Origin of the sequence: Chryseobacterium vietnamense, assembly GCF_031454475.1 — a bacterium.
Lineage (GTDB): Bacteria > Bacteroidota > Bacteroidia > Flavobacteriales > Weeksellaceae > Chryseobacterium > Chryseobacterium vietnamense.
This window is the reverse complement of sequence record NZ_JAVDQX010000006.1, coordinates 1-14,718: the sequence shown is the minus strand read 5'-3', so window position 1 is coordinate 14,718 and position 14,718 is coordinate 1. Positions and strand designations below refer to the sequence as shown.

At 34.6% G+C, this 14,718-nt stretch carries 13 protein-coding genes; all 13 read left to right on the top strand.

Going from position 1 to position 14,718, the window contains the following annotated elements; all coding sequences use genetic code 11:
• Positions 1–68: 68 nt before the first annotated feature.
• On the top strand, positions 69–1,139 hold the full coding sequence (locus J2786_RS19860; protein WP_052186881.1) for a formimidoylglutamase: 1,071 nt from the start codon (positions 69–71) through the stop codon (positions 1,137–1,139).
• Between the two features lie 3 nt (positions 1,140–1,142).
• Positions 1,143–2,144 carry a glycosyltransferase family 2 protein gene (locus J2786_RS19855; RefSeq protein WP_047429018.1) on the top strand — a complete coding sequence of 334 codons (1,002 nt, stop codon included), beginning with the start codon at positions 1,143–1,145 and terminating at the stop codon, positions 2,142–2,144.
• A gap of 115 nt (positions 2,145–2,259) precedes the next feature.
• Complete coding sequence (locus tag J2786_RS19850) at positions 2,260–3,378, top strand: glycosyltransferase family 4 protein (RefSeq protein WP_047429019.1); 1,119 nt, start codon at positions 2,260–2,262, stop codon at positions 3,376–3,378.
• A 38-nt stretch (positions 3,379–3,416) separates the two neighbouring features.
• Positions 3,417–4,307 carry a polysaccharide biosynthesis/export family protein gene (locus J2786_RS19845; RefSeq protein WP_047429020.1) on the top strand — a complete coding sequence of 297 codons (891 nt, stop codon included), beginning with the start codon at positions 3,417–3,419 and terminating at the stop codon, positions 4,305–4,307.
• 2 nt (positions 4,308–4,309) lie between these two features.
• Positions 4,310–6,814: a polysaccharide biosynthesis tyrosine autokinase gene (locus J2786_RS19840; RefSeq protein WP_047429022.1), complete on the top strand. Its 2,505-nt coding sequence runs from the start codon at positions 4,310–4,312 to the stop codon at positions 6,812–6,814.
• A 213-nt stretch (positions 6,815–7,027) separates the two neighbouring features.
• Complete coding sequence (gene porG / locus J2786_RS19835) at positions 7,028–7,918, top strand: type IX secretion system protein PorG (protein WP_047429025.1); 891 nt, start codon at positions 7,028–7,030, stop codon at positions 7,916–7,918.
• A 1-nt stretch (position 7,919) separates the two neighbouring features.
• On the top strand, positions 7,920–8,669 hold the full coding sequence (gene uppS, locus J2786_RS19830; protein ID WP_047429027.1) for an undecaprenyl pyrophosphate synthase: 750 nt from the start codon (positions 7,920–7,922) through the stop codon (positions 8,667–8,669).
• 28 nt (positions 8,670–8,697) lie between these two features.
• Complete coding sequence (gene bamA / locus J2786_RS19825; protein ID WP_047429029.1) at positions 8,698–11,232, top strand: outer membrane protein assembly factor BamA; 2,535 nt, start codon at positions 8,698–8,700, stop codon at positions 11,230–11,232.
• An 8-nt stretch (positions 11,233–11,240) separates the two neighbouring features.
• Positions 11,241–11,795, top strand: a complete 555-nt coding sequence (locus J2786_RS19820; protein ID WP_047429065.1) for an OmpH/Skp family outer membrane protein — start codon at positions 11,241–11,243, stop codon at positions 11,793–11,795.
• Between the two features lie 65 nt (positions 11,796–11,860).
• A complete protein-coding gene (locus tag J2786_RS19815) occupies positions 11,861–12,364 on the top strand; it encodes an OmpH/Skp family outer membrane protein (RefSeq protein ID WP_047429031.1) in 504 nt (167 codons plus the stop codon).
• Positions 12,365–12,434: 70 nt separating this feature from the next.
• Complete coding sequence (locus J2786_RS19810) at positions 12,435–12,920, top strand: acyl-CoA thioesterase (RefSeq protein ID WP_047429032.1); 486 nt, start codon at positions 12,435–12,437, stop codon at positions 12,918–12,920.
• Positions 12,921–12,967: 47 nt separating this feature from the next.
• Positions 12,968–13,828: a dTDP-4-dehydrorhamnose reductase gene (gene rfbD / locus J2786_RS19805; RefSeq protein ID WP_047429033.1), complete on the top strand. Its 861-nt coding sequence runs from the start codon at positions 12,968–12,970 to the stop codon at positions 13,826–13,828.
• 13 nt (positions 13,829–13,841) lie between these two features.
• Positions 13,842–14,519, top strand: a complete 678-nt coding sequence (locus tag J2786_RS19800; protein WP_047429035.1) for a hypothetical protein — start codon at positions 13,842–13,844, stop codon at positions 14,517–14,519.
• The last annotated feature ends 199 nt before the right edge of the window (positions 14,520–14,718 follow it).

The window sequence follows — 14,718 nt, the reverse complement described above, 5'->3', positions numbered from 1 at the left end:
TCTTACTCAGTTCCTGTGTTTTTTGTATGTTTGTTACATCAATCAATTATTACATTTTAAATTAAAATATGGATTTCGAAGACTTTATCATTTCACCAAGAAATTTCAAAACAGAAAGCTGGCAGATAGGAAATCGGATTACAAAAGATATCAGAGAAGACAGTATTGTTCTTTTGTTCGTATCAGACTATAGAGGAGCAGGCGGAGATGCGGAAGTGCAGGATTTTACGGCAGTAAGAAAAGAATTTTACAAGCTTTCACAGATGGACTTCGAAATTCCGGTTGTAGATCTTGGAGATCTGGTGTCCGGGAAATCTGTTCAGGATACCCATTATATCTTACAGGAAGTGCTGTCGGCATGTCATTATAAAAGAGCCATTCCGGTAATTATTGGCGGATCCAATGATTTTGCTTTTTCATTATTTTCAGCATTGAATTTCCATAAGAAAAGTATCAATTATACCCAAATCAGTAATATTATCTCCCTTCAGCAAGGAGAGACCATTAATGAACATACTTTTTTAAGCAAAATTTTCGGAGCCAAGAATTTTTCCATTAAAAATTATCATCATCTGGGTTATCAGAAACATCTGAATGAGATGGATTCTGTAAGACTCATCAAAGAAGTAGAGTTTGATATTATCCGACTGGCTGAAATGATGAATTCTACTGAAAAGACAGAGCCTTTCTTCAGAAAAGCAGATTTGGTGACCGTAAATTGTGATGCTATTGAAAGCTTTAGTGAGCCTTTTTCAATGAATCCACAGGTAAATGGTTTGAACAAAAGAGAAATCTGTGCCTATATGAAGGAAATCGGATTAAGCGAAAATCTTAAGTCTGTTGGTATTTTTAATTATAATATTTATTCTGAAAACCAGCTGAATCATCAGCTTTTAGCACAAATGCTGTGGTATCTGATCGAAGGAATCAATATCCAGCATTCCCATCCGAAAGAAAGACATTACGAGCTGTTTTATGTTTTGATAGATGACAGGCAGTATGCATTCAGACGTGATACTTTCAGTAATTTGTGGTATTTTGGTGATGATGAAAATATAGAAAACTGCATTCCCTGCTCCAGAAAAGATTTTGATGAAGCTAAAAAAGGCTGGCTGAATGCAAGACTGACGAAAATTTAATGTATGACAAATGTTCCCGCAAGAGTATCCATTATTGTTCCCGTCTATAATGTCGAACATTATTTGACAAAATGCCTTGACTCTTTGGTGAAGCAGAGCCTTCCCGATATTGAGGTTCTTGTAGTGAACGATGGAAGTAAAGACAACTCTGAAAAAATTATTAAAGAATTTGCACACAAATATCCTGACAAAATAAAAGCCTTTACCAAAGAAAACGGAGGTCTCAGTGATGCCCGTAATTTTGGGATTGACAGAGCTAACGGAGATTACATTGGTTTTGTAGACAGTGATGATTATGTCTCCGAAACGATGTTTGAGGAAATGCTTCTTTTAGCAGAAAAACACCAGGCAAAAATGGTAATCTGTAATATTCAGAAAGTGGATGAGAACGGGAAGATTATCCAAAAACTGACGCAGCTTCCCAATATGCCGGAGAAGATAGTGCTTGAAAAAAACTTCTCGGTATTTTCTGATATCAGCTATTTTGCATGCAATAAGCTGTTCAAAAAAGAACTTTTTAATCAGAAAAGATTTAAAAAAGGAGTTCATTTTGAAGATATTCAGCTTATTCCACAACTTTTATTGGAATGTGAAATCATTGCTCAGACTCAGAATTTCCATTACCAGTATCTTGAACGTACTGATTCTATTACAAAAACCCACACAGAAAAAGGACTGGATATATTAAAAGCTGTATCTGATGTGGAACAGATATTTAGTAAATCCCCATATTCCCACAAAAATGAAGCGCTGAAAAATTTTCAGATTTTTGAAGGGGTTTATTCATTTTTGGCCTACCTGGCGTATGTGAAAAAAGAAGAAATATTTTATAGTATGTCTGATCAGTTAGTTCTTTTTATGAAGGAAAGACAAATAAAAATTCAAGATATATTGAAGTATAGTCGTTTTGGTAAGAATTATCTTTTATCTTTGCCTTTGAAGAAAAAGATTTTTTATCTGTTGTTTTTTGCAGGACAGAAAAGATTGATAAGAAAGTTGATTTAGTAAACACAAATGTAAGTACTATTGTTTCGGTCAATAGAAAATGATAATGAAGTTCTTGTAAAGTTCTGTATTGTGGTTTTTTATTTAGGAGATACAAGTGCTGAATAAGAAAAGAATGAAAAATTTTGAATTGTTCTTAAGCGGATCGGGAATACCTATTTTCTACGTAAAAATAGGACTAGGCTTCGTGTTCTCCTTTTTAATTACATTCTTCTCTATTCCTACCATTGTCAAGATCTCAAGAAGAAAGAATCTGATGGATGAGCCTGGAATAAGAAGCTCGCACCTTAGAGAAATTCCCAACCTGGGAGGAATTGCCATCTTTTATTCAATAGGAATCTGTGCCTCTATTTTTGCCTATGAATTATTTGATCTCTATAAATTTTTATTTGCCTCATTAATTATCCTTCTCTATGTAGGAGTAATGGATGATATTGTAGTCATGAGGGCTTACAAAAAACTCGTTGCACAAATTGTTGTGTCTTCCCTGATTGTTATTGGATCTGATATCAGAATCAGAAGCTTATTCGGGATCTTTGGAATATATGAGCTGGAGTATTTCGTAAGTGTGATATTCAGTATTGTAACATTTATTATTCTGATTAATGCATTCAACCTGATTGACGGAATAGACGGGCTGGCAGGTGGTTATTCTGTTATCTGTAGTGCTTTATTTGGAATCAGTTATTATCGCTTAGGAGAATATAACTATCCGTTGGTGGTATTATCTGTTGTTATTATTGGGACTGTATTGGCATTTTTGTATTATAATCTGTCTAACTACCGTACCCGCAAAATATTTATGGGCGATACCGGTTCTATGCTCCTGGGCTTTTTGTTAGCTTTTACATCCATTTGTTTTATAGATATTTTTATAGATAAAAAGCTCATAGATGTTCCAAGATATCACCTTCAATCTGCTCCTGTAGTGGCAGTAGCCATTCTGATTCTTCCGATTGTGGATACTTTAAATGTAATTATGATCAGGCTTTACAACAAAAAGTCCCCATTTGATGCCGATAAAAACCATATTCATCATAAACTGCTGAAATTGAACCTTACCCATAGGAGATCAACTTTTTATATTATCCTGTACTACCTGATGATTGTTGGAGTGGCTTATTATTTAAGACATATTAATGTCAATCTTTTATTAGTGGTGATTATTTCAATAGGTTTTTTTGGTGCTTATTTGCCAGATTTGCTATATCGATTAAGAAATAACAAAAATTAACAATTAAATATTACTTTTGTAAACAATATTATATATATATGATGAAAAACTTTAAATATTTATTTTTAATATTCCCTCTTTTAGTTACCTCATGTATTACAACAAAGGATGTAAGATATTTACAGCCAAGTGAGAGTCTCGTAATTAATGAAGAAGGTCTTGTTCCCTATAACATTCCTGTATACAGGATTACTAAAAATGATATCCTTAATCTTAACATTGTAACAACCCCCAAAGGTGATGCTGCACAGTTTTATTCTTCTTACAATTCCTCTGGAGGAAGCGGAACCGGAGCCGGAACTGTAATAAGCCCCGCTATGTCAGGGGGTGGCTCTGTTGGAGGAGGAGTTGGTGCAACCTCTGGAGCAAGCAGAGGTGGAAATATGAATTTTTACTTTAATGGACTCAAGGTAGACTCCAATGGTGATATTAATGTTTTTGGAATCGGCTATGTAAAAGCAGAAGGGAGAACATTAGAGGATATTAGAAAAGAAATTCAGGAAAAAGTAAATGAAAATTTCCAGGAAGGTAAGTCTGAAGTACGTCTGAATACAGACGGTATCACCTATTATATTCTTGGTGATGTGGAAACTACAGGTCTTTCAGGAGAGAAAGTAGCTCATAAAAATACCCTTACCATTACTGAAGCTTTAGCTATCAATGGTGGGCTGAACAGAACGATCGACAAAAAAGAGATCGTTATTCACAGAAAACTTCCGGAAGGAATCAAAATTGCCAAAATAGATCTTACCCGGGAAGATCTTATGAACTCTCCTTTCTATTATGTTCAGAATGGTGATGAGATCTATCTGAATACAAGAGCAAAAAGCTTGAATGGTTTCGGAAAAGATCCTATTCAGACTTTAACAACAGGAGTTTCGGTCATTACTACAGCATTGTCTATTTATTTACTTCTTAAAAATCTTTAGTCATGATTCCAGAAAGAGTAACCGCTGCAGAGAAGAATAATTCTCAGAAAGAAAAGTATGGGTCATTTGCATTATTTGATTTAGAGCACTTTTTAAGAAGGATTCTTAAGAACTGGTACTGGTTTGTATTTATGTTTTTTATCGGCTATGCACTGGCATGGGGATACAGTCATTACTATGCACAAAATATTTATGCATCAGACCTGTCATTAAGTACTTCCAGTAAAGGAGCTGAGTTTTTACCAACACAGGCTAATCAATCTATCAACTTCATTTGGGGAGATACCGGAAATCAGGATGGGCTTTATCTGAAGAAAATGCTTTTATCCAGATCGCATAACGAATTTTTGGTAAAAGAACTTGACCTTTTTGTTAATTATTCTACTAAAGGACTGATAAAATCTACCTATCTGGATAAAGATGACTCACCTGTCTTTCTTCAGATTGATAAAAAACATCTTCAGCAGATTAATTATCCTATTACCCTGATACCCAAAGGAGATGGAGCCTATCAAGTAGTTTTACCCGAAGAAGGAGAATCTACCAACTTATATAATTATGAGATTGAAGGCTTCCAGAGTATCAGCGCATATAGCAGACCCGCTGATAAAATCATTAAAATCAATGAGTGGTACAATTCTCCAAACCTGAGATTCAGACTGGTTAGAAATCCTGTACCCACTAAAATCAAGTTGGATAATATCATTGTAAACCTGAACTCAGTAAATGAGAGTGTAAATGAAATTGTTTCTACTACAGGGGTTGACTTTGATAAAGAGATCAGATCGATTATGATTATTACCAAAAAAGGATATAATCTTAATAGTACAGTTAATTTCCTTAATAAATCTGTTGCAGAATTACAAAAAAAGAGATTGGCTGATAAAAATATAGTTAATAAAAACACAGACATCTTTTTAAAAGAAAATCTGGATAATATCCGTAAAAAGCTTGATTCAAGTGCGAATGTGCTGAATTATTTAAAAACCTCAGAAAAACTCTATAATATTAAAGACAGAGATGAAAAATCTCTTGAGAAAATAAAAGAGTTGGAAGCTAAAAAAGCAGATATCATAAGCAAAATCAACTCACTTAACAATATAAAAAACACGCTGCAGTCTCAGAATTTTGATAAAATGATTGGAACCAATGCTGCAGGTTTTGAAGATGGCGTATTCTCAGCAACAGTTTCTGAACTGAAAGCTCTTTATACCAAAAAAGCAGAAATGGCTTCTATTTATAAGCCTTCATCTGAGCCGATGAGAGAAATCAACAGGCTTATTGATGAAGCAAGAATGGGATCATCAAATAGCTTAAGAGGATACTATAGCAGATATTATGATGAGATCAACAAAATTGATCGTGATATTTCAGGTGCCAACTCAGATTTAGCATCTTACCCTGAAAAAGAAAGAAGATATCTGGATGCAGAGAGAGGATATAATATGATTGAGGCTACTTATAATAGTCTTCTCGGAAGACAGAGTGATACTAAGATGAGAATGGCTACCAATCAATCTGATATTACAGTAATTGACCCTGCTAAAAACCTGGGGCAAAGAGCAATCGGACCTAATGTAAAGTTGGCCAAGACTGCCATTATCTCCGGATTACTGCTGCTTCCATTACTGTTTATCTTTATAGGTGAAGTATTGGATAGTAAAATAAGAAATATTAAAGAGTTGTTAAGCGCTACGAAAATTCCGCTTCTCGGAGTAATAGGAAATAACAGCAATGAAAATATGCTTACCGTCCTGGAGCAGCCAAAATCATCCGTATCTGAGGCATTCAGGGGAATAAGAGCAAATATGAGATTCTTAATGGATAATGAAAGTGGAAAAGGTAAAGTTATTTTGATTACATCATCCATTGGAGGAGAAGGGAAAACTTATATTTCTATCAATCTGGCATCTGTAATAGGTTTAAGTGATAAGAAAACAATCTTATTAGGAATGGATCTTAGAAAACCAAAAATTTTTGGAGACTTTAAGATTGATAATAAATATGGTATCTCAAATTATCTTACAGGAGAAGTTGATATCGACCAGATTATTAACAAGACCAAGATCCCTAATCTTGATGTTGCCACTTCAGGTCCTATCCCGCCAAACCCGTCTGAACTTTTAATGAGCCAGAGAAATATCAGATTTATAGAAGAACTTAAAGAAAAATATGATTTCATTATTATAGATTCTCCACCTGTAGGTCTTGTAGCTGACTCATATGAGCTTATGAAGCATTCTGATGCTAATATTTATGTAGTGCGTCATGAATACACAGAAAAGTATATGCTGAAAATGATTACTGAAAAGTATCATAATGATGAAGTTAATAATTTGGGACTTGTTTATAACGACTATAATACTAAACAAGGCTACGGATATGGCTACGGCTACGGTTATGGATATGGCTATGGTTACGGATATTTTGATGAAGATAAAAATTATAAAGAGCCATTACTGATAAGGATCAGAAATAAAGTACAGGTATTATTCAATAAAAAATAAAGCATTAAACCCTCATTTAATGGGGGTTTTTTCATATTTAAAGTATTTTCATTCTATGAAAAAAAGAATATTTTTGCCACTTTGCCGTTTACTTTATAACAAATTATGTTTTTTTGTTTATTTTTAACTAAACATTAAGATTATCATTAATATAAAAATGTTTTATATTTGCAAAAATTAAATTTTAAAATAACCATAAATCCATATTCTTTTATGAATAAAAAATTATTGTTTAGCTTCCTTGCTTTCCTTGGAATGGTAAGTGTTAAAGCACAAAGAAACGAATTGGGAGTTCGTCTAGGTATGAGTAACCTAGTGGGAGATGTAGGAAGGACAAATTATATTTTACAGAAGCCGTTGGATTTAAGCAGAGCGTCAGATTGGGGCGTGCCATTTTATGGTGGTTTATTATACAGATTTAATTTTAACCCGCATCAGACTGTCAGATTGGATTTAGGATACAACCAGATCCAGTTCAGTGATAAAGCGGCAAAGGAAGATTATAGAAGAAATAGAAACTCATACGGAAAAAATAATGTGTATGAGGCGAGTTTAATGTTTGAATATAACTTTTTCCCGGTAAATAATGAGCAGATCAGCATGCTGAGCCCTTACATCTTCGGAGGTATTGGTGCTTTGATGTTTGATGCTCCGAAAGCGACTCTGGTGAATGATTTCAGAAGAGATGCTGATGGGGTAGCACTGGCTCCGATTAATGAATTGGATTTTACCACTACCACAGATTATTCATTAGGGAAAAAAGTAACAATGCATATTCCTTTTGGAGTAGGTTTGAAGTATAAGTTCAACCATTCCTGGGCTATATTTGCAGAAGCTACATTCAGATATACATTGACGGATCAGTTGGATCATAGCAAGATCCTTTCCAAAGATGTAAAAACTTCTTTTAATGCTGATATTTTGGACCCTGCTACAGGTGGTTCATTATTACAGTCAGGAAATTATTATGCGGTTTCTAAAGAAAGAGAAGCAGAGTTTATTAAAAAGAGAAATATTGGAGATGGAAGATCCAACGACTGGATAAATACGTTCAGTTTAGGACTTACATATTCGTTCGGAAGACCTCCATGTTATTGTGAATAATATGTCGTTGATTAAAGAAAAAATAAATTCTGAGAATTTACCAAAACACGTAGCCATCATTATGGATGGTAATGGGAGATGGGCAAAATCTCGTGGCGAAGAAAGAACTTTCGGTCACAAAAATGCCATTAATGCAGTAAGAAATGCTATTAATGCTTGTAATGAGATTAATATCCCCTACTTAACATTGTATACATTCTCTTCAGAAAACTGGAATCGTCCAAGCGAAGAAGTGAATACCCTTATGAATCTGTTGGTAGAAACCTTGCTGCTGGAAGCAGAAGAAATCTTCAGCAAAGGACTGAGAATGCATGTTATAGGGAATCTTGAAAAATTGCCGGTATTAGTAAAAGAGCAGTTGGAACGTGTGGTAGAACTCACAAAAGAAAACACAAAAGGAAACCTTGTATTGGCTATTAGCTATGGCTCGCAAAATGAAATACTGGAAGCCGTAAAAAATATAAGTTCTGATGTAAAAGAAGGAAAAGTAGAGATAGAAAACATAAACGAAAGTTTATTTGAAAACTATCTTTACACAAAAGATTTTCCTCCTGTAGATTTACTGATCAGAACCAGCGGCGAAATAAGGATAAGCAACTTCCTGCTTTGGCAGATTGCTTATGCAGAATTACAGTTTTTAAATGTTCTGTGGCCGGATTTCACCAAAGATATTTTCTTTCAATGTATTGTTGATTATCAAAACAAAGAAAGAAGATATGGCTTAACCGGCGAACAGGTAAAAGGCCAATAAAATTTTAAGAAAAGAAAGACTCGATAAAATGAAGTTTAGACTATTACCCATCATTATGTTTGCTGCTTCTGCACATTTTTATGGACAAGTAACTCCACAAGACAGCACAAAAGTAAATAATGCTGTACACGCAGAAAATGAGGCAGGAACTTATACTCTTAAAGACATCGTTGTAGATGGGGTAAAAAAATATACACCAGCTCAGATCTTAAGATTTACGGGCCTTACAAAAGGAGAAAGTGTAGACATTCCAGGACAGAAAATCAGCAATGCTGTAAAAAAACTTTGGGATACCCAATCTTTTTCTGAAGTGGAAGTTTATGTTCAAAGCATTGAAGGACAGACGATCGTTCTGAAATTTCACCTGCAGGATCTGAAAGAACTTGGAGAAGTTAAATTTTCAGGAAAAGGAATCGGTAAATCTAAAAGTGAAAAACTGGCAAAGGATAACAACCTTAAACCAGGAACTAAGATTACTCAGAACTTAGTTTCAAGCCTTAAAACCCATGTCCCTAAAGACTACATCAAAAAAGGTTTTGCTGATGCTAAAATTACGATCCAGGATAAAGTAAATGCAGGAGACCCTGCTTTGGTAGACTGGACAATTAATGTAGATAAGGGTAAAAGAATTAAAATTGACCATATTGAATTTGAAGGAAACGATAATGTAACCGACAGAAAACTTAGAAATAAAGCTTTCAAAGAAACGAAACAAAAACGTTTCGGTATCGGTGGAATATTGAAATCCTCAAAATTCATTGAAGATAAATATCAGGAAGACAAACAGAGTCTTATCAGTTATTACAACTCCCTTGGATACAGAGACGCTAAAATTGTTTCAGATTCAGTATGGAGAAACAAAAGAAATAACTATGAAATCAATGTAAAACTTAGTGAGGGTAAAAAATATTATATCGGGGATGTTACATTCACGGGTAATACGGTATACTCTACAGAATATTTACAGAGATTGTTAGGATATAAGAAAGGTGATATTTACGATGCTGTAGGTTTCAACAAAAAAGTTGGTGAAGACGGAGGTAAAGAAGATGATTCAGATATTAAATCTGTTTACATGAATAACGGTTACCTTTTCTCTAACGTAACACCGGTAGAAAAGTCAGTGTCTGGTGATGCCGTAAACCTTGAAGTAAGAATTAATGAAGGAGAGCAGGCTACCTGGAATAAAGTAACATGGCAGGGGAATGTAACAACCCATGACCACGTAATTCTTAGAGCACTGAGAACAAAACCGGGAGAGCTATTCAAGAAAACAGAAATTAAGAGAACCTATTTTGATTTAGCAGGGATGTCATTCTTTGACCCTCAGCAAATCGGACAGGATATTCAGCCAAATCAGGTGGATAATACCGTAGATATCAACTGGAAACTTGTAGAAAAAGGATCGTCTCAGGTTCAGCTACAGGCAGGTTACGGTGGTAACAGTTTCATCGGTACTTTAGGATTAACATTTAATAACTTCTCATTAAAGAATTTCCTTAAGTTTAAAGATTTCAAACCAGTACCTCAGGGAGACGGACAAACGTTCTCTGTTCAGGTACAGGCAGGACAGTACTTCCAGAACTATGGAGTGTCATTCACAGAACCTTGGTTATTTGGTACAAGACCAACCGCCCTTTCTGTAAGTTTGAACAACTCAAGAGTAAGATATACAGATCAATATGGAGATGCTCAGAAATTGAATATCTTCTCGGCTTCAGTAGGTCTGAACAGACTATTAAACTGGCCGGATGACTATTTCTCCCTGTATACTGGTTTACAGTTCCAGAAGTACGACTTCAAAAACTATCCATTCCAATTTGGGGAATCTACAGAAAATAATGGTACTGCCAATAACTTCAGTATCAACTTAGGTCTGAGCAGAAACTCAGCGGGTATTGACCCGATTTTCCCAACTATGGGATCCAATGTTGAGCTATCCGCAAAACTGACTCCTCCGTACTCATTATTTAAGAAGAAAGATTACTCTACAATGTCAGCCATTGACAAATATAAGTGGATGGAATTCTATAAAATCAAGTTTAAAGCAGATGTTTACAATGAAATCATTGGAAAACTTGTCTTGAGATCTTCTGCAGAAATGGGATTCATGGACGGATACAACAGCCAGTTGGGAGCTCCGCCATTTGAAAGATTCTATATGGGAGGTACAGGTCTTTTCGGAGGTCGATATGACGGTAGAGAATTGATCCCTTTAAGAGGTTATGAAAATGCCACTACAGAAGGAGGTCAGGCAGAAGATATTACACAGAAAGGAGGAGGTACAATCTATAACAGATTTACGCTGGAACTAAGATACCCGATCTCAATGAGCCAGACTGCAAAAATCTACGCATTGACATTTGCTGAAGGAGGTAACGTATGGAATTCATGGAGTTCTTACAGCCCATTCCAGTTGAAAAGATCAGTCGGAATTGGTGTAAGAGTTTATATGGGAGCATTTGGATTGATCGGATTCGACTTTGCACTAGGTCTTGATAAGACAATCTCAGGTGATAAGTCTGGATGGAGAAACCACTTCTTGATGAACCAAACATTATAATTACAAATATGAAGCACTTTAAAATAATTTTCACATTCGCATTCCTCTTACTTTTCGGGTTGAACAATGCCCAGAAAATAGGAGTAGTGGATACTAATGAAATTTTAAATAAATTACCTCAGTATAAAGAAGCTGAAGCAAGATTGAATTCTCAGATTGATACCTGGGAATCTGAACTTCAAAGCCTCCAGACTGAATTTGAAAGAAAAAAAGCTGCTTTTGAAAGTGAAAAAGTTTTATTGATAGGTGACCAGCTTAAACTTAGAGAAAAGGAAGTTACCGATCTTGATAAAAATATTAAAACAACAACAAGCTTACGTTTTGGAGCCAATGGTGAAATTACAAAACTGAGAACAAATCTGGTTCAGCCTTTTCAGGATCAGATCTGGGGAGCCATCAAAACAATGTCCGAAAAAAATGGCTTGGGCATAGTTCTTGATAAAAGCAATAACATTAGTGTTATTTTCCTTCAGTCTAAATATGACTACACTGAAAAAGTATTGTCTATTCTATTAAAAGGAACAGATAAGAAGGAAAAAACAAATAGCAAAGGCAAAAAATAATTAAAGAATTAACTTTTGCTATATTTTTAAATCTAAAAACAAATTAAATTATTTATTTACCAGTTATGAAAAAATTAAGTGTATTATTTGCAGCAGTAATGATGGTTGTATCTGTAGGTATGGCAAAAGCTCAAAAAATTGCTACTTTAGATGTAATGGGAGTTCTTAACGCAATGCCGGAGAAAAAGAAAGCAGATGCTGATCTTAAAACATTCTTAGATACTAAACAAGCTGAGATTAAGAAAAAAGCTGACGCAGCTCAAACTAAATATCAGCAATACCAAACTGAAGCTCCTAAGAAAACAGCTGACGAAAACACAGCAAGAGAAGCAGAAATGAAAAAATTAGCTGAAGAAATTCAGCAAATGCAGGAAAAAGCTCAAAAAGACCTACAAGGTAAGCAAGACTTAGCTTTCGCTCCTATTGAGAAAAAACTTAATGATGCAGTAGAAAAAGTAGCTAAAGCTAATGGATATGATTATATTATGGATGCCAACTCAACAGCATTCCTTTATAAAGCAGGACCAGACGCAACTGCAGCTGTGAAGAAAGAATTAGGAATTCAATAATTTCAGCAAATTAACAAAGATTTATAAAACTAACCACCTCTTTTAGAGGTGGTTTTTTTATTTTTGCGGAATGGAAAAAGAAGTATCAACTACGGTTAAAGTTAGGTTTAGTGACTGTGATCCAATCGGACATTTGAATAATGTAAAATATCTTGAGTATATGTTCAATGCCAGAGAAGATCACGTAGAAACATTTTATGGATTTACCTATGAAGAATATACCAAAAAAACCGGCTGTACCTGGATTGCTATTCAAAATGAAATAGCCTATCTGAAAGAAGTAAGATATAATACGCAGGTAGTAATCAGCAGCAAGACCATCGATGTGCAGGATAGAACGGCAAAAGTCGAAATTCTGATGAAAAGCCTTGATGAAAAAACAATTCACGCTGTACTTTGGGTGACCGTTATTTATTTTAATGTTAAAACAAGAAAATCCGAAGTTCACCCAGAAGATATCAAAGAGATTTTTGATAAATTTTATGTAGACCTTATCCAGAAAGACTTCCAGTCCAGAGTGAAGTTCTTAAGATCTCAGAATGCCAAGAACTCGTAGCCTTATTTCTTATGGAAGGTTTCAATTTAAAAATTAATAATAAATAAATGAAAAAAATAGCAGTAATAGGTAGTAACGGACAATTGGGAAACTGCATAAAGAAAATTGCCCCGGATTTTGAACATCTATATGAATTCTTATTTACAGACTCATCCACTTTAGATATTACCAATGAAGAGCAGGTGAATGATTTCTTTTATGATAACAAACCTGATTATTGCATCAATGCCTCCGCATACACTGCAGTTGATCTCGCAGAAAAGGAAAAAGAAAAAGCCTTTGCCGTTAATGCTGATGGAGTAGCTCACCTGGCTCAGGCATGTGCAGATTTTAAATCTGTTCTGATCCATGTTTCTACAGACTACGTTTTTGATGGTACCACAAACCTTCCTTACTCTGAAGATGATTTTACCAATCCTGTAGGTGTATATGGAGCATCAAAAAGAGAAGGAGAAGAACGTGCTCTGGAAATCAATCCAAAAACAATCATTCTGAGAACTTCATGGTTGTATTCCGAATTTAATAAGAACTTTGTGAAAACAATGTTAAACCTTTTCTCCCAAAAAGAAGAGTTGGGAATCGTTGCTGATCAGTTTGGACAACCTACTAATGCAAACGATTTGGCAGAAGCGATTATGAAGATTATCAAAGCACCACACAAAACCTATGGAATCTTCCACTTCTCAAACTATCCGGAGACAACCTGGTTTGAATTTGCAAAAAAAATTGCTGAATTTTCAAAGGCATCTATAAAATTAAATCCATTAACGACTGAACAGTATCCAACTCCAGCCAAAAGACCGGTAAGAAGTACCATGTCTTTGGATAAAATAGAAGAAGTTTATAAAATAGAACCCAAACATTGGGAAAACAGTCTTGAAGAATGTGTTGATATCCTTTCACACTAATACTATTATATATATGAAGAATATAGCAATCCTCTTTTCCATATTATGTATCCAGTTTTGGAGTGCGCAGAATGTTTATATGACGAGAGTTGAAAAAACAAATGATAACTCAGATAAATTCTTATTCAGAAAAGAAGCTGCTGCAGATGCTATTTATTTAGGAGAAGTAGAAGTACAGGGTTTTTCAAAAGATGATGCACTCGTATTTTCCCTGGTATATAAAAAAGCAAAAGAGATTGGTGCCAATACATTTGAATTAAAACCTTTCGAAAATGTTGATGGTACCCCTCAGCCATTCAATGCTGCCAATTATAAAATCGCCTTGTATTATACACCCAAAGAAAAATTAGCTGTTAAACATGGAGAGATGTATATATTTGCCTCTTCTGATAAAGAGCAGAAAATAAGTATCAACCGTAAAGATTATACTGTCGCTCCAAGATCTTTTTTAAAATTAAAAGTTATTCCAGAAGAAGTTTATACAATTTCAACCAGAAAACTATTAGGTTCTACAGTAAAAATTCAGCCTAAAGCTGATGACGACAATGTTTACTTCCAGATTTCATCTTTAAAAGTAAAGCCCGATAACTCTGGAGTAGGAGGTTTAAACCTTAAATCAGGAGATATTATAGGTCTGGAAAAGTCATATGCTGAATTCTTAAGCACTATCTATACAGAAATCAAACTATAAAAACCAGCTATAATAGGTGTATTGTTGGTTTTGACTTAAATAAATTCTAATTTTAGAAATTTTGTTTAAAATTTTTCACTCTGCTACCCAGTCCTTTAAGGCTTAATATTACAAAACGGTAAAATTTATGTTAAATAAAGTTGCGTGGTGTGTATGAAGTTTCTATCTTTGCCCCACTGAAAAACGAAAGAATGACAGT